Source organism: Streptomyces maremycinicus, from assembly GCF_001184025.1.
In the GTDB taxonomy this organism is placed as follows: Bacteria; Actinomycetota; Actinomycetes; order Streptomycetales; family Streptomycetaceae; genus Streptomyces; species Streptomyces maremycinicus.
Genome location: NZ_BBYG01000008.1, coordinates 856,175 through 872,465, shown reverse-complemented (window position 1 = coordinate 872,465; position 16,291 = coordinate 856,175). Strand labels below are relative to the sequence as shown.

Annotated in this window: 15 protein-coding genes; 7 read left to right on the top strand and 8 right to left on the bottom strand. The window is 68.9% G+C overall.

Translation table 11 applies throughout. The annotated features are described in order from the left end of the window. Positions 1–140: 140 nt before the first annotated feature. Positions 141–755 carry a M23 family metallopeptidase gene (locus tag AOQ37_RS04190; protein ID WP_062641177.1) on the bottom strand — a complete coding sequence of 205 codons (615 nt, stop codon included), beginning with the start codon at positions 753–755 and terminating at the stop codon, positions 141–143. 1,059 nt (positions 756–1,814) lie between these two features. Between AOQ37_RS04190 and AOQ37_RS04185 the strand changes: the two genes are divergently transcribed. Further along, on the top strand, positions 1,815–2,528 hold the full coding sequence (locus AOQ37_RS04185; RefSeq protein WP_450622025.1) for an aggregation-promoting factor C-terminal-like domain-containing protein: 714 nt from the start codon (positions 1,815–1,817) through the stop codon (positions 2,526–2,528). 281 nt (positions 2,529–2,809) lie between these two features. On the opposite strand, the gene serA is transcribed toward AOQ37_RS04185, so the two are convergent. The 6 genes from serA to AOQ37_RS04155 all read right to left on the bottom strand — a co-directional run bounded on the left by serA (position 2,810) and on the right by AOQ37_RS04155 (position 9,857). Beyond that, entirely contained in the window at positions 2,810–4,399 is a 1,590-nt protein-coding gene (gene serA / locus AOQ37_RS04180; RefSeq protein WP_062641168.1) for a phosphoglycerate dehydrogenase, read from the bottom strand. A gap of 345 nt (positions 4,400–4,744) precedes the next feature. Beyond that, on the bottom strand, positions 4,745–6,043 hold the full coding sequence (locus AOQ37_RS04175; protein ID WP_062641166.1) for an MDR family MFS transporter: 1,299 nt from the start codon (positions 6,041–6,043) through the stop codon (positions 4,745–4,747). Next, positions 6,040–7,254 (bottom strand): PLP-dependent cysteine synthase family protein, encoded by a 1,215-nt coding sequence (locus AOQ37_RS04170; protein ID WP_062641164.1) that lies wholly within the window; start codon positions 7,252–7,254, stop codon positions 6,040–6,042. The genes AOQ37_RS04175 and AOQ37_RS04170 overlap by 4 nt, the downstream gene beginning before the upstream one ends. Positions 7,255–8,015: 761 nt before the next feature. Continuing rightward, positions 8,016–8,456: a DUF6153 family protein gene (locus AOQ37_RS42075; RefSeq protein ID WP_062641162.1), complete on the bottom strand. Its 441-nt coding sequence runs from the start codon at positions 8,454–8,456 to the stop codon at positions 8,016–8,018. A 262-nt stretch (positions 8,457–8,718) separates the two neighbouring features. Then, entirely contained in the window at positions 8,719–9,357 is a 639-nt protein-coding gene (locus AOQ37_RS04160) for a DUF305 domain-containing protein (protein ID WP_062641160.1), read from the bottom strand. A gap of 86 nt (positions 9,358–9,443) precedes the next feature. Further along, positions 9,444–9,857 (bottom strand): DUF6153 family protein, encoded by a 414-nt coding sequence (locus AOQ37_RS04155; RefSeq protein WP_234436787.1) that lies wholly within the window; start codon positions 9,855–9,857, stop codon positions 9,444–9,446. A gap of 110 nt (positions 9,858–9,967) precedes the next feature. Here AOQ37_RS04155 and AOQ37_RS04150 point away from each other — a divergent pair, with 110 nt between their 5' ends. The 5 genes from AOQ37_RS04150 to AOQ37_RS04130 all read left to right on the top strand — a co-directional run bounded on the left by AOQ37_RS04150 (position 9,968) and on the right by AOQ37_RS04130 (position 13,717). Beyond that, entirely contained in the window at positions 9,968–10,189 is a 222-nt protein-coding gene (locus tag AOQ37_RS04150) for a heavy-metal-associated domain-containing protein (protein WP_062641158.1), read from the top strand. Positions 10,190–10,271: 82 nt separating this feature from the next. Further along, a complete protein-coding gene (locus AOQ37_RS04145) occupies positions 10,272–10,646 on the top strand; it encodes a BlaI/MecI/CopY family transcriptional regulator (RefSeq protein WP_062641156.1) in 375 nt (124 codons plus the stop codon). Then, positions 10,643–11,554, top strand: a complete 912-nt coding sequence (locus AOQ37_RS04140) for a M56 family metallopeptidase (protein WP_062641154.1) — start codon at positions 10,643–10,645, stop codon at positions 11,552–11,554. Before AOQ37_RS04145 ends, AOQ37_RS04140 begins: the two co-directional genes overlap by 4 nt. Before the next feature lie 229 nt (positions 11,555–11,783). Then, entirely contained in the window at positions 11,784–12,809 is a 1,026-nt protein-coding gene (locus AOQ37_RS04135) for a C40 family peptidase (RefSeq protein ID WP_062641152.1), read from the top strand. A 35-nt stretch (positions 12,810–12,844) separates the two neighbouring features. Further along, complete coding sequence (locus AOQ37_RS04130) at positions 12,845–13,717, top strand: F510_1955 family glycosylhydrolase (protein WP_062641149.1); 873 nt, start codon at positions 12,845–12,847, stop codon at positions 13,715–13,717. A gap of 110 nt (positions 13,718–13,827) precedes the next feature. On the opposite strand, the gene AOQ37_RS04125 is transcribed toward AOQ37_RS04130, so the two are convergent. After that, complete coding sequence (locus AOQ37_RS04125) at positions 13,828–14,631, bottom strand: AraC family transcriptional regulator (RefSeq protein WP_062641147.1); 804 nt, start codon at positions 14,629–14,631, stop codon at positions 13,828–13,830. A gap of 165 nt (positions 14,632–14,796) precedes the next feature. On the opposite strand from AOQ37_RS04125, the gene AOQ37_RS04120 reads away from it, so the two are divergent. Next, the gene (locus AOQ37_RS04120) at positions 14,797–16,254 is read left to right on the top strand and encodes an MFS transporter (protein ID WP_062641144.1); all 1,458 of its coding nucleotides are present in this window, start codon (positions 14,797–14,799) and stop codon (positions 16,252–16,254) included. Positions 16,255–16,291: the final 37 nt, after the last annotated feature.

Below are 16,291 nucleotides of genomic sequence, written 5' to 3'. Positions count from 1 at the left end.
ACCACCGGCGGCCCCAGGTCATCGACGACGACATGGCCGCGTACGCCCGCACGCCCCGGGCACACGCGGACGCCTGGCAGCAGCGTCCTGACGCGCGCGAGCACCTGGCCCATGCCCCGGACTGAGTCTCCGACCGCGCGTCAGACGGTGACGCCCTGCGAGCGCAGGAAGGCGACGGGGTTGATCGCGGTGCCGTAGTTCGGGCTTGTACGTATCTCGAGATGCAGGTGCGGGCCACTGGAGTTGCCGGTGTTGCCGGACTGGGCGATGGTCTGCCCGGTCTTCACGGCCTGCCCGGCCTTCACATCGATCCGGGACAGGTGCGCGTACTGCGAGTACGTCCCGTTGCCGTGCTTGATCACTACGGCATTGCCGTACGCCGGTCCGTCCCCGCCGCCGTTCGGTCCGGCCTTGACGACGGTGCCGCCGCGCACAGCGCCGACCGGGGTACCGAGGGGCACGGCGAAGTCCTGGCCGGAGTGGGTCGACGACCACATATTCCCCGCCTGAGCATAGCCCGCGGAGAGTTTGTACTTCTTGACCGGGGCGACCCATGAGGGCGCCTTCTTCGCGGCCTTCTCAGCGGCCTGGGCGGTGACCGAGCCGGGCAGCGCGGAGGCGGTCTTGCCGGTTTGCGCAGCCACCGCGGTGCCCACGCCCAGCACAGCCGACGCTCCGAGACCAACGGCTATGACGGCCGCCCGGGTACGGAGCAGGGACGAGCCGGGATTGCGGGAGCGAGTGCGCTGGGACATTCGGGATTACCTCCGGGCATGAATGGACCCGGCACACAAGCCACATGCCGGGCGGGCCACCCCTTGGTACCCGCGCTCCCTCCATTACTCAAAGGGCGGTTCTACTAATCGGGACCGTAGCCGGGCGCTCGAATCCCCACCCCTTCGGCACCTATGACTCAGCGAATAAATCATCCCAAAACACCATCCGCCCACCTTCGGCGGAGAGGTTTACCCGCACTACACAAGCGGCACATAGCACCCATCAGGTCGCCTTTCTGCCGCTCCGGCCCCTGACACCCAAACCGCCGCCAAGCCATGGGCTGAAAGCACCTCGATTCATGGCAATCCTCGCCACTATTCCGCCTAGTAAGGGACAAAACGCCTGTGTGGCACATCACCGGACGGCGAGATCCGATAGCCCTGGAATGTGACGCGCGCTACGCAGATGGGCATAGCCGCTAGGCGCCGTCGGCCACGGCCCGCAGCCGCCGGTCTTGCGGAGCGCCGGAGCTGCAAGCCGAGGCAGTCCCTGGTCAGCGCCCACCACACCGCCGCCCCGGCACGCGGGGGCGACGGCGACACCGTTGTCGTCTGCCGCATCATCGAAACCAGCGGCGAACACCACCGATGAACCCCGACCGGTGGACACGGCGGCGCCCCGGCACACCAGAAAACGGGACACGGCCGTAGGCCGCTTCCCGCTCGCGGAGTGGATGACCGCAAGAAGGGCCTGGATCCGACCGATGTGCACCCAGGCGTCAGGGCAAAAGGGGTGTGACGTTTCCCATGCAACTCAGGATTGCCTCGCGGCGTCCCGATCCGGCAGAGTCTGGGTTTCGTCAGGCCCCGCATGCGACACAGCAACCCGTGACGACACACGACCCCAGAACTTCTCCGGAACAACATCGCGAGTCGCCGCATGCCGCCCGAGATCACCACGCGACACTCCCCGCAAGGGAGTTGCGCACCGGGCCCGTGCCTCCCGTGACCTGTCAGCAACGGAGGCCAGCGCCAGGGGGCTCAATCGCGCCCGCTAGGTCACCCAACCTGGAGCGGGCGATGATGGAAGGACACCGTGTGAGCCGGATCCGGGGATTCGCCGTGGCCTCCGCCACTGCGGTCACGACTGTTGGCGCCGTCGCGGGTGTTGCCCCGGGCAACACCGCACAGTCATCGAACGACTTCGATGCGACCGCGGCCGACGCGACCCTTCTCGCGGACATACCCGCGGGCCAGCAGGCCCAGGTCCAGGGCATGGCTCAGCAGGCCGACTCCCAGGCCATCGCGGCGGACGCCGCCACGAAGAAGTCCGCCGAAGAGGCGGCGCGTAAGCAGGCGGCCGAGGATGCGGCGGCCAAGAAAGAAGCTGCGGAGAAGAAGGCCGAGGCGGAGAAGAAAGCCGCAGCGGAGAAACTCGCGAAGGAGCGGGAGGAAGCCCAACAGGAGGCCGCCAGCCGCTCGACCCGTGGCTCCTCCTCCTTCCCGGTCCAGAGCGCGTACACCGCCGCAGAGGTGCAGGCGATCGCGCGCCAGATGGTGCCCGCCGACCAATTCCAGTGCTTCAGCGACATCGTGGAGCGCGAGTCCAGCTGGAACTACCAGGCGGACAACCCCACGTCCGACGCCTACGGCCTCATGCAGGCGCTGCCCGGCTCCAAAATGTCCTCCGCCGGCGCCGACTGGCAGACCAACCCGGCCACCCAGATCAAGTGGGGCCTGAACTACATGAACGACCGCTACGACAGCCCCTGCGGCGCCTGGCAGTTCTGGCAGGCCAACAACTGGTACTAGACCAGCCCGGCCTCCATAAACTCTCCGAGCCCCTGGCCTCAACCGGCCGAAGGCTCCATACGTCCGCACCGGGTGGTTCAACCTCGTCCCGGATCACGTGCGGGAGGCAACCGATGTCCAATGGGCCGCCCAGTGCGATCAGCTGCAGGGAAAGCACATACAGGTCGAGCCCGGACAAGAAGGGGTGCAGATCGAGCAGGTGCGCCGGGCGACCATACGAGCGCCAAGTACCCGGTTGCCCGCTGAACGGCGCTCCGCGCCGCTCAGCGGGTGCCTGTCGGTCAGTCGAGGTTGACCGAGCGGGCTGAGGTGGCGCCGATCTCCTGGACGATTTCACTGAGGACGTCGGTCGGGACGTCGTTGTCGATGGTCAGCACGAACAGCGCCTCGCCGCCCTCATCCAGGCGGGAGACCTGCATCCCGGCGATATTGAGGCCGGACTCGCCGAGGATCCGGCCGACGGTACCGACGACGCCCGGGCGGTCGGCGTAACGCAGGAAGACCAAGTGGCTGGCCATCGCCAGGTCGATGTCGTACTTACCCACCGACACGATCTTCTGGATGTGCTTGGGGCCGACGAGGGTGCCGGAGACCGAGACCTCCTCACCATCTGCGAGTGTGCCACGGACGGTCAGCATGTTGCGGTGGTCCGGGGACTTGGAGCTGGTGGTCAGGTGGACCTCGACGCCGCGCTCCTGCGCGAAGAGTGGGGCGTTCACATAGGACACGGTCTCGTCGACGACGTCCTGGAAGGCGCCCTTGAGCGCGGAGAGTTCGAGGACCTTGACGTCGTGCTGGATGATCTCGCCGTACACCTCGACGTCGAGCCGGACGGCGACCTCGCCCGCCAGGGCAGTGAAGATCCGGCCGAGTTTCTCGGCGAGCGGCAGCCAGGGCCGTACGTCTTCCGCGATGACGCCGCTTTGCACGTTGACCGCGTCGGGGACCAACTCGCCCGCGAGCGCGAGCCGGACGGAGCTGGCGACGGCGATGCCCGCCTTCTCCTGGGCCTCGTCCGTGGAGGCGCCGAGGTGCGGGGTGCACACCACCTGGTCGAATTGGAAGAGCGGGGAGTCCGTGCAGGGCTCCTGCGCGTACACGTCCAGGCCCGCGCCCGCGACCCGGCCCTCCTTCAGGGCGTTGGACAGCGCCTGCTCGTCGACGATCCCGCCGCGCGCGGCGTTGACGATCCGGACGTGCGGCTGGACCTTGTGCAGCGCTTCCTCGCCGATCAGGCCCAGCGTCTCGGGGGTCTTCGGCAGGTGCACGGTGATGAAGTCCGAGACTTCGAGCAGCTCGTCCAGTGTGAGCAGCTTGACGCCCATCTGCGCGGCCAGCGCGGGCCGTACGTACGGGTCGTACGCGACGATCTTCATGCCGAAGGCGGACATCCGCTGGGCGACCAGGACACCGATGCGGCCGAGGCCGACGACGCCGAGGGTCTTCTCACTCAGCTCCACACCCGTGTACTTGCTGCGCTTCCACTCGCCGTTCTTCAGGGCGGTGTCAGCCTGCGGGATGTTGCGTGCCGTGGCGATCAGCAGGCCGCAGGCGAGCTCGGCGGCCGTGACGATGTTGGACGTGGGGGCGTTGACGACCATCACGCCGGCCTGGGTGGCGGCGGATACGTCGACGTTGTCGAGGCCGACACCGGCGCGGGCGACGACTTTCAGTTTCCTGGCCGCGGCGATGGCCTCGGCGTCGACCTTGGTCGCGCTGCGCACGAGGATCGCGTCGACGTCGGCAATCGCCGGGATGAGTTCGGCTCGGTCGGCGCCGTTGCAGTGCCGGATCTCAAAGTCCGGCCCGAGTGCGTCAACGGTGGCGGGCGACAGCTCTTCAGCGATCAGTACGGCAGGTTTCGGGCTCACGGTGGTCTTCAGTCCTTACCTATTGCTTCGCGGACGGCCGTCTCGGCGGCCGAAGGTGGTGGCGGCTTGCGATGTGGTTCTGCGGATGCTGGAGGAGTGCGGCCGGCATAGAGACGTAACGTGCCGCGCCCGCGCACGGGGCGACGGCGGCGTGATGCGCGAGTACGTCCTGAGGGCAGATGACGTGCCGGGCCAGGTGGTCGTGGCACGGGCGGGCGAGCGCCTGGCGGTGCTGGTGTCCGTGGGCGCACACGCCGGCCGACGCGCCCAACGATCGACGTGGGCGTGGCCGGCCGGAGGGGACGGAAGCGAACTCGTCCGCCCCCTCCAGCACAGGACGTCGTGTTATGCGTTCGCGGGCTCTGGCTGTGCCTCGCGCACCGGTGGTGCCAGGCGGCCCGTGCGATGCAGCCCGTAGAGGGCGGCCGCGCAGGCGAGGCCGACTGCGAACAGCGCCACCCACGGCAGCGCGGACATCCCTGCGGCCCGGGCGGCGTCGAGCGCGGCACCCGTCAGCAGGTTTCCGAGGGTGATGCCGATACCGCAGATGGTGTTGTACAGGCCGTAGTGGGTGGCGACGAGGCGGTTGCCGGAGAGACGGACGATGGTGTCCATCTCGAAGGGGTACGCGATCATCGTGCCGATCGCGAGGAGCAGCGCGGAGAGCGCCGGCGGCACGGCCGCGAGCAGCCACAGCCCCACGCCGCCGTCCGGTACCGGGATCGCGGTGGCCACCAGCAGCGGAACAAACCCCAGCCCCATGGTCAGCAGGCCCCAGGTCAGGGCGCGGCCCGGTTCCATGCGGGCTTTGCACCAGGCGGTCACCTTGGTCTGGAAGAGGATGGTGCTCAGGCCCGACACGGCGAACAGCACCGCCACCGCCCCCGTGCCGAAAGTCCCGTCACCGCCCAGGCGGCGTACCTCCAGCGGCAGGGCGAGATAGACCTGAAACTGCATGACGTAGAAGCCGATCATGGCAACCGAGAACAGCAGGAACGGCCGGTTGGCCACGATGCCGCGCCACTGGGTCAGCACGCCTTCCTGGTCCTGTCCGCGCTTGGCGTCGTCGCCCCGGCGAGCGGGCAGGGCCCGGATCTGGACGATGCTCAGCAGAGCGAAGATCCCGGCCGCGGTAAGGCACGTGACGCGGAAGCTCACGCCGGTCAGCAGCATGCCCACCAGCGGGCCGAGCAGGATCCCGGCCTGGTAGAAGACGTTGAACAGCGCGAATGCCTCGACCCGCCGCTCACCCGCGTCCGCCGCCACATAGGCTCGTACGGCCGGGTTGAACAGCGCCCCGGCCAGGCCCGTCGCCGCCGAAGCGGCCAGCAGGGCGGGTACGGACTCCACGAGTCCGAGGGTCGCGAAACCGACGATGCGCAGCACCAGCCCGGCGATGATCATGGGCTTGTAGCCGAGCCGGTCGGCCAGCGTTCCGCCGAGCAGGAACATGCCCTGCTGGCTGAAGTTGCGTACGCCGAGGATCAGCCCGACCAGCCAGCCCGCCAGGCCCAGCGGGCCTGCCAGATACGCGGCCAGGTACGGCATCAGCATGTAGAAGCCGAGGTTGATGGTGAACTGATTCACCATCAACAACTGGACACTGCGTTCGTAGGAACGAACCTGCGCGATGGTCGACCTCACCGGTTCCCCTCCGCAAGCGCGTCGCCGCCGTCAAGCTGTTCGGCGGCGGCGCTGTCCACGGACACCCCGGCTTCCGCCTCGGATGCGTCGAGCGGACCGGCCATGTCGGACCGCGGCTCCGAGTCGGCCAGCGTGAGCGGGTCCATGACGCTTTCGCACCGCGTCCAGCGGGTGACCTCCTTCTCGTCCAGGCGGCCGATCACCTCCGGTTCGGGCGCGGGCGGGGAGTCGAGCAGGCCGTGGGCGGCGCAGTAGTCGTCGTCGTAGACCGTGCCGAGGTAGCGCTGCGGGCCGTCCGGGAAGATCGCCGCGATCCGGGCGTCCGCGGGCAGGGTGCGGGCCAGCCAGCCGGCGACCATCGCCACCGCGCCGACGCTCCAGCCGCCGGTGGCGTAGTGGGAGGCGGCCAGTTGGCGGCAGCTCCACACCGCCTCCGCCGGGGCGACCCAGTGCACCTCGCTGAAGTTGTCGTAGGCGACATTGCGCGGGTAGATGCTGGAGCCGAGGCCCCGCATGAGCCGGGGCCGGGCGGGCTGCCCGAAGATGGTCGACCCGATGGTGTCGACTCCGACCAGTTTGAGGTCCGGGTAGAGCTGCTGGAGTACGCGGGAGACTCCGGCGGAGTGTCCGCCGGTGCCCACGCTGCACACCAGCACGTCGATATGGCCGAGTTCCGTGGCCAGTTCGAGGGCGAGCGGGGTGTACGCGGTGGTGTTGTCAGGGTTGTTGTACTGATCAGGGCACCACGAGCCGGGGTGCTGCTCCATCAGCTTGGCGACCCGGTCGCGGCGGGCCTGCTGCCAGCCCCCGGTGGGGTGCGGTTCGGAGACGAGATTGACCTGAGCCCCGTACGCGGTCAGCAGCCGGGTCATGGACATCTCCAGCCCCGGGTCGGTGACCAGCGTGACCGGGTGTCCGTAAACCATTCCGGCCAGGGCGAGTCCCAGACCGAGGGTGCCGCTGGTCGACTCGATGATCCTGGCGCCCGGCTGGAGTTCGCCACGGGCGCGGGCACGCTCGACCATGTGCAGGCCCGGACGGTCCTTGATGCCGCCGGGGTTGAAGCCTTCCAGCTTCGCCCAGAAGCCGCGGTCCGGCTCGGTGAAGGGCTGGGAGACGCGCAGTAGCGGGGTGTTGCCGACAAGCCCCCGTAGGGCGGAGCCAGAGCCGGAGCCGGCGGGAGTGAGGTCACTCTTGGTCATGGAGTGCATGTTGTTTTCGCTCTCATATCGGTATGGACGCGTGCGGATGCTCGTCTCGCGCGACGGCCGAGGCGCGCCGCGCGGCGGGGCGACCGGGGCCGACCCGCGGGGGGCTCCTATATGCGCCACCGGCAGATGGCGGTGAGGGCGGACCGGCCGCCGCTGGGCAGCAGTCTTCGCACGGCGCCAGCGGGCTGGCGCACGGGAGTTGCTGTGGCGTCTGTCAGCGACAGCGCGGCGACGGCGGGCGGCGGGACCCGCGGGGACGACTGTGGGGAGACGGCCTGCGTGAGGCGGGGACCGTGGCAACGGTCGGGAGACCCGGACGGGTCGAGATTCTCGCCGTCGGAACCCTCCGCGGGCAGCGGGGCTTCACTTGACGCCGCGGCTGAACGAGCGGGCGACTCCGGCGCATGGAGTTGATCGCCGAGGCACACCAGCAGCATGCACAGCAGGGCGTACAGCGTGCTCCGGACGAGCCGGCTCCTCCGGAGCGGACGTACACATGAGGCATCGGCACGGGAAAGGGCAGGGGTGGGCGGCACTGGTCCTCCGCGCGGCGGTCACTGCCCTACGGGAACTCTCCCGGTCAAGGCAGGGATCGGTGGGGGGTGAGGGAAGAGAGCCGTCGACCGTCCCCACGCCACGCTGTGGGGCGCTGTGCGCAGGAGGTCAGACGCCATGGACCGGTCGCCAGGAGAAGACGTGACGCGGCCTTGGGCCTAGTCCAGAAATCCCGGGAAATGTCGACCGGTTCGGAAGGCGCTGATCTAGATACGAAGAACCGCAGAGTCCGCCGCTTGGGTTCTCGGGGCCCCGAAGTCCCGTGCCGTGGTGGCGTGACGGGCCGGCGCGGAGCCGAGTGCCTCGTCGCCGCTCTCCGAGCTCAGCGGAGACAGGCAGGGCACAGCCACAGCGGGACCCTGGGAAGGCTGCCCGACCGCACAGGTCTCACCGGCGTGCTGCTGTCCGTGGCCGTCGTGATGGCCCTCAGACTGCTCATCCGCCACCTGCATCGACGTGGCACTCGCAACGTTTTCATGTTCGGCAATTGGCTCGAAATGAACGCCCGACGCCGAGACTCCCTTATCGGAGGCGAGGTGACTCACCGTCGCGTCAGGGCTGACGGCATGCGTATACAGCAGACCGAAGAGGAACAGGCCCAGCCCCAGCGCACGCCACAGAGCCGCTGATGAGCGGCTCCTCGGCATACGGGAAGGACACCAGGCCGTAATCATGCCGTGATCCTAACCTGCTCGCGATGCCCCGGCACGCCGTCTCAGGAGAACATCGCGTGAACCCAGCCACATGACGGCGCCAGGGTCACCTGGAAGGACCAACCGCACCGAACAGCTGGGGACTTCATCGTTCGCAAACGTCTCGTTTGACCCCGTGCGACGGCCGTCGAGAACAGAAAACGGCGCGACCGGACGGCGGTATGCACCGCCCGGCCGCGCCGCTTCTGTCGCCGGGTCAGCTCTTGCCGAGCATCTTGTTCATCTGCTCGATCTCGGCGGTCTGGGCCGTGATCACGTCGTCCGCGAGCTTCACGGCGGGACCGTACTCGCCGTTGGCCTTCTCCGTCTTGGCCATGGTGACGGCGCCCTCGTGGTGCTTGACCATCATCTCGAGGAACATGTTGTCGAACTCGGCGCCGGATGCCTTCTCCAGCTTGTCCATGTCCTCGCTGCTCATCATGCCGGGCATGGACGACATGCCACCCATGTCGTGGCCCTCCATGCCGGACATGTCGGCGGGGACCTCCTCGCCCCACGAGGTGAGCCAGCCGGACATGGTCTTGATCTCCGGGTCCTGCGCTCCCTTGATCTTCGTGGCGAGGTCCTTGACCTCCTGCGAAGAGGCGCGGTCGGCGGCCAGGTCCGCCATCTCGACGGCCTGACGGTGGTGCTGGATCATCTCCGTGGCGAAGGAGACGTCGGCGTCGTTGTGCTTGCCGGCCTCTGCCGAGGCGGAGACGGACGGGCTGGCAGAGTCGGAGCCCATGGACCCCATGTCGTGCCCCCCGCCGCCACAGGCGGAGAGCACGAGGGCTGCCACCCCCGCGGTGGCGGCGAGAGCGGTACGGCGGATGAGCTTGCGGTGTGCGGTCATGAAGTGAACTCCTGCGTTCGGATCTGTGTAGGGCATGCCGAGACGCGGCGCCCGCCCTGTGGGCGTACGGCGTCGCGCGGGTCGCTCTATATCCGCAGGAGCTGGAGTTCGGAGAGTGAGGGCGGAGCGCGACCGCCGTCGGGATCACTGCCGACCGAAGAGGCAGGCACGTCCACCGCGCCGACGCAGGCCGCCACATCGGGCAGGAGCACCGGTGCCACCACGGGACCTCCGGCGACGGACGCTGAAGCACAGGTCGGATCGGCATGGTCCGTGTGGCCCGAACAGCCGCCCTCGCCGTGATCGCACTCGCCCGGCATTGACGCCATGACGTCCGTGTGCGCGACCGACACCATCCGGTCGTGCCCCGAGGCAGCGGTGACCTCCGGAACCGGCCCGAGTCCGTGCATGCCGAGCAGGCCCAGCAGCAGCGCGCACACGAGCAGCCCACCGGACCGCACCGTCGAGTGCGGTCGAGCGAGCTGTCCGAAGCGGGTCACGGCCTCATCGTAGGCATAGATCAGCAGCCTCTTGCATCCCGGAGGCCACGAGAGTAGACACGGAGACGTGATACCCACCCAGGGTATTACAGATCTCGCCGGGAGGAACTATGTCCGACGTACTGACGACCGAGTATTCCGTGTCCGGCATGACGTGCAGCCACTGCGAGAATGCCGTCAAGGAAGAGGTCTCGGCGCTCGACACCGTCGTCGACGTACAGGTCGACGCCCCCACGGGCCGCGTCACCGTGACGTCCACCACCCCACTCGACGACACTCGGGTGCGCGAGGCGATCGACGAGGCGGGTTACGCACTCACAGGGCGGGCGTGACGTTTCACCTTGCGCCGTAAGCCCGACCGAGCGGCCGTCTACTATGGCCTTGCGTACACGGTGGCGAAAGGAAGTCAGGGCGATGCGACGGCTGGGGGATCTCGAGGCAGAGATCATGGATCGTCTCTGGACGTGGAACCGTCCGGCGACCGTGCGCGACATAGTCGATGACATCAACAAGACCCGTCCCGTCGCGTACACCACGGTGATGACCGTGACCAACATCCTGTATTCCAAGGGCTGGCTGCTGCGGGGCAAGCAGGGTCGCGCCTGGCTGTACACACCTGTGCGCAGCCGCGAGGCGTACTCCGCCGCGCTCATGGAGGACGGTTTGGGAGAGAGCAAGGACCGCCGGACAGCTCTGGTCCACTTCGTCGAGAACATGTCCGAGGAAGAACAGTCCGCCCTGCGCAAGGCCCTGCGGAACGTGGGACGACAGGACAAGGCCGAGTCGTGAACGCGGCCCCGGCCCTGGTCGGCTACACCGCAGCGGTGGGCTTCATCGCCCCGCGCCTCATGCTGCGCGGCAGCTGGCAGCACCGGGCCCCCGCGCTGGCAGCAGCGGTGTGGCACGCCCTGGCGGTCTCCTTCTCGATCGGGGCCGCGCTCGCCGCGTACAGCCTGGCCATGCCGGCCGAGCACCTGCACGCGGGCCTCGTGGGCCTGCTGCACACCTGCGGACTGGACGTGGGCACGGCTCAGCCCGATCCGAACACCGCAGACCGGCTTGCCGTCGGTGTCCCCGCCGCGATCGGGATCGCCCTGGTGGCGAGCTTCGTCTTCCATGTCGTACGAGCCCGTCGGGTGCGGACAGAGCACCGGGATGCCGTCGACCTGGTGGGCCGCCACTCGGCCCGGCTCAGCGCCACCGTCCTGCCGTACGACGTGCCCGCCGCCTACTGTCTGCCCGGCCGTGATCCCCGGATCGTGATCAGCGACGCGGCCGTACGCGAACTGACGCCCGAGCAGCTCGCCGCCGTACTGGAGCACGAACAGGCCCACATCGCGGGTCGCCACCACCTGTTCCTGGCCGCCGTGGAAGCGTTCTACTCCGTGTTCCGGTGGCTGCCGCTGGCCCGCCATGCCCGGGAGCAGACGGCGCTCCTGCTGGAGATGATCGCGGACGACCGCGCACTGCGAAGCCACTCCCACGAGGTGCTGGCAACGGCGATGTACGAGATGGCCTCGGCCCGCACGCCGAAGGGCGCCTTGGCCGCGGGCGGCCAGAACGTCCTGATCCGCCTGAAGCGAGTCCTCGGCCCCCGCAAGGCCCCGCACCCCGCCCTGTGGGGTTCGGCGGCCGCCGCGGTCGTGGCAGTGCCGCTGCTGCCACTGCTGGTCGCCTGCCCGCCAGGTCTCGGCTGACGCCGGGGCATTCCAGCTCCGCGTGAGGCTGCTGTGACTCGGACTCACTTGCGATGCGTAATACGAAGCTACTAAGTTCTAACCCGCTCGATGATGCGGCGCTGGGCGCGGGCGAGTTCAACCCGCGCCCACCGTCGGGTCCACGGGAACAGTGCCGAAGCTGACTGGCGTCGCCCGACGACCAGAGCCCGTCGCTCGGTCCACAGACGCGCAGAGGAGTCACTCCACGATGGGAACGCACCGTCGGCCGAAACCGCCCAGCCGCGCCCGGATCGCCACGCTCGGCATGGCCGCCGGCGCCGTCAGCCTCCTGCCGACGCAGAGCCAGGCGGCCCCCAACCCCACCGTGGATGAGGTGCGCAAGGAGGTGGAGCGGCTCTACGAGGAGGCTGAGGCTCCCACCGAGGAGTACAACGCCATCAGCGAGAAGCAGAAGAAGCTGCAGGGCGAGGTGGAAGGCGCACGGGACCGGCTGGCCCGCAAGCAGCAGGAGATCAACGAGCTGCGCGAGAAGATAGGCCCGCTGGCGGCCGCGCAGTACCGCAGCGGCGGCATCGATCCGAGCGTGCAGCTCTTCCTGTCCGGCGACCCGGACGACTACCTCGACAAGGCCCAGATGCTCGACCGTACGAGCAACCGGCAGGCCGAGGCCCTGAGCGCGATGCAGGGCAAGCAGCGCGAACTCACGCAGGAACGCCTGGCCGCCCAGACGCGTCTGAAGGCTCTGGAGGAGACGCGCACCAAGGCCGGCGAGAAGAAGGCCGAGGTCCAGGACAAGCTGGCGAAGGCGCGCAAGCTCCTCAACAGCCTGACCGCTGCCCAGCGCGCCAAGATGGAAGCCGACCAGGAGCGTGAGGACGCCGCCGCGGGCGCCAGCGACGCGCCGACCACCTACAACGGCCCGGCCAGCGGCCGCGGCAAGGTCGCGCTGGACTTCGCGTACGCGCAGCTCGGCAAGCCTTACGAGTGGGGCTCCACCGGTCCCAACTCCTACGACTGCTCGGGCCTGACCGGCGCCTCCTGGCGTGCGGCGGGCGTCTCGCTGCCGCGCACCGTGAAGCAGCAGTACGACGCCGGCCGGAAGGTGGCCAAGTCCGATCTGCAGCCGGGTGACATCATTTACTGGTACAACGACAACCAGCACAACGGTATGTACGTCGGGAACGGCAAGGCCATCCACGCGCCGCGCACGGGCAAGAACGTGGAGATCGTCCCGTTGGACTCCATGCCGTTCTTCGCCGCGAGCAGGCCCTGAGCACCAACCCCCGTACCACCACCCGAGGAACCACCGTGACCGCGCACCCGCCTGTCCGCCGCCCCCTGCTCGCCACCGCCGGCACCTCGATCGCCGCCTTGGTCCTCGCCGCCTGCGGAGGCGGTTCTCCCGACGCGGAGACGGCAGCAGACGCATCCGACTCGTCGGGGCCGCTGTCCCACGTGCACGGCTTGGGCGTCGATCCCGCTGACGGACGCGTCTACGTCGCCACCCACAGCGGCCTCTACACCGTGGCCAAGGGACAGGAGCCGAAGCTCGTCGGCGACCGCAAGGACGACTTCATGGGCTTCACCATCACCGGCGAGAACACCTTCATCGCCAGCGGACACGGCGCCCCGGGGAGCGACCGTCCCGGCAACGTCGGCCTGATCGAGACCAAGGACTCGGGCCGCACCTGGACGTCCCAGTCCCTGTCCGGGGAGGCCGACTTCCACTCCCTGGACTCGGCCAAGGGCACCGTCTACGGATACGAGGGCGGCCGGATCCGGGTCAGCAGCGACCTCAAGAGCTGGGACGACCGGGCGACGCTGGAGGCCCTCGACCTCGCGGTGAGCCTCTCCGGGGACAAGCTGCTGGCCACCACGGCGGAGGGTGTCGTCGCCAGCACGGATGGCGGCCGTACCTTCGGTAAGGGTGCCGAGCCGGTGCAGGCGTTTGTGTCCTGGCCCGCGGAGAAGTCCCTCTTCGGCATCGGCACGTCCGGGAAGCTGAGCAGCAGCGCGGACGGCGGTAAGACGTGGAAGGAGCTCACGACCGTGCCCGGCGGGCAGCCCCAGGCACTGACCGCAGTGAACGCCGACCACGTCCTCGCGGCGACGATGACGGGTGTGTACGAGTCGCGGGACGGCGGCAAGACCTTCTCCGAGCTGGCGCCGCTTGCTTCTTGACCCGGCTTCGCAAAGCCGACAGACACATCCTCATCAGAAGCACGCATCTGCGGCCACTCCTACGCCGCCGGGCGCTCCAGGTCGCGGTGCGACAGATCGGGCGCGCGGTGTCATCCGTCGGAGTCGGGGCTCTCCTCGGGCGCCCCAAACATGGCGTCGCCGTTGAGATAGCGACCCGGGGAGGTACCCACAGTTCGCCGGAACGCCGCAAGGAAGGCGCTCGCAGTCGCGTACCCCACGGTGTGTGCAACACGGGACACAGGCTGGCCTTCGGCGAGGAGAGACAGCGCGGCACGCAGCCGCACATGAGTCCGCCAGCGATCGAAGTTCATGCCGGTGTCGTCCACGAACAACCGTGTCAGGGTGCGGCGGCTCACTCCGACGGCCCGGGCGTGCGCATCTAGGCGACGCGGGTCCGCAGGGTCGGCGAGAAGTGTGTCGGCCACGGCACGCAGGCGGTCGTCGACGGGATACGGCACGTCGATGGGCGTGGTGGGCAGCGGGCGCAACAGGTCCAACACGACCGCCTCGGCCCGCCGCCGCGCGTCATCGGCGAGATCCTCACGGGCAAGGTAAGCGATCAGGTGGGCCAGCAGCCCGTCTACACCAACCGGCGTGGGCTCGGCCCAGTCCAGGCCGCAGCGGTCCGGTTCGAGATAGAGGCTGCACAGGACGGCGTCGCGGGTCGCACCGGTCCGGTGAACGACCCCCGCGGGCAACCACAACGCCCGGGTGGGCGGCAGGATCCAGTAGGCGTCGCCGACGGCGACACCGAGCACACCACGTCGAGTCCAGGCCAACTGGTGCTGCGGATGGCTGTGCGAATCGAACCACTGCCCCGACGACAGCGGGAAGCTCCCAACGACGATCGCCCCTACCCCAGTTGGGGCCGCACACGCGACAGCCTCATCCATGCGTCCCAGCGTATGTCCTCAACACGATACGACCTGGCCTCGTAGCGCATCGCAGCCACATGGGGCCGGTACATAGCCTCGCCCTATGCCGATCACTCATCAGCGCCACGGGCGCCGCCATCGCCGTACGAACGCGCTGGACAGGTCAACGACCGGATACCCGGCATGACCTCGGCACCGGCCCCGGCCTCAGGCGCCAACCGCCGTCTCCCCGCGCTGATCGTCCTGTGCTTCGTGCAGTTCATGCTCGTCCTGGACGACACGGTGGTGAGCGTCGCGCTCCCCAGCATCCAGGACGATCTCGGCTTCAGCACCGCAGGTCTGGCCTGGGTCGTCAACGCCTACTTCCTCGCCTTCGGCGGACTGCTGCTGCTGTCCGGCCGCGCGGCCGATCTGCTGGGCCGCCGACGTGTCTTCCTGGCCGGTGTCGCGCTGTTCGGTGCGGCAAGCCTGGCCTGCGGGCTCGCACAAGAACCCTGGCAGCTCGTGGCCGGACGGTTCGTCCAGGGTGCGGGCGCGGCCATGGCCAGCCCCGCCGCGCTGGCACTGATCACACTCCTGTTCCCCGGCCCTGATGAGCGCGCCAAGGCGCTCGGCGTCTGGGGCGGCATCGCGGGTCTGGGTGGCACGCTGGGCCTGGTGATCTCCGGCGCGCTGACCGGTCTGGCGTCCTGGCGCTGGATCTTCCTCATCAACCTGCCAGTGGCCCTCTTCGCCCTCGCACTGCTTCCCCGCCTGGTCGCCGAGAGCCGGGCCAGCCACCGGGCACGCATCGACGTACCCGGTGCGGTGCTGGGCACCGGCGCGCTCATATCCCTGGTCTACGGCCTGCTCGAGACCGGGGAGTCGGGCTGGGGTCACGCGGCCTCCGTCGTCCCCCTGGTCCTTGCCGTCGTCCTGGCGGTCTCGTTCCTTGCGGTCGAGACACGTACCGCCGAGCCCCTCGTACCGCTGGGCTTCCTGGCCTCGCGGATCCGCGCCGTCGCCAACGGCACGACCCTGCTGTTCTCAGCCGCCTTCTATGCGATGGCCTTCCTACTGATGCTGCACCTGCAGACCGTTCTTCACTACGGTCCGCTCACGGCCAGCGTCGCCTACCTGCCCTACGGCGGCGGCATCCTCGCCGGCATGTGGCTCTCCTCCCGTGCGGTGGTCAGGCTCGGGATACGCCTGACGCTCGTCACAGGGTTTGTGACCAGCTCAGCCGGACTGCTCCTGTTGTCCGGCGTGGCAGCTGGCGACGGCTACGCGTCCGGAGTGCTGCCCGGCATGCTCGTCACGAGCCTCGGATGCGGACTGAGCCTGCCCGCCCTGACGATGGCCGCACTCACCGGCACCACTGGGGAGAACGCCGGCCTCGGCTCGGCGGTCCTGAGCTCGGTGCAACAAGTCGGCGGCGCCGTGGGGTTGGCAGCGCTGGTCACCCTGGCAGCACACCGCAGCAACGACCTGGCCGACTCCGCCACCCCGCAGCGCGCCGCGACGGAAGGCTTCTCGTTGGCGCTCACCGTCGCCGCAGCCCTCCTTATGCTCGGCGCCGGCCTCGTGGCCACTTTGCTCGGGAAGAAACAGCACGTGGGACACACGGTCGAGGCTCGCGAAACCCCCGCAGAACAGGGATAGCGATCGTGCCTGCTCAATCCGATGAGCGCCGCTCACC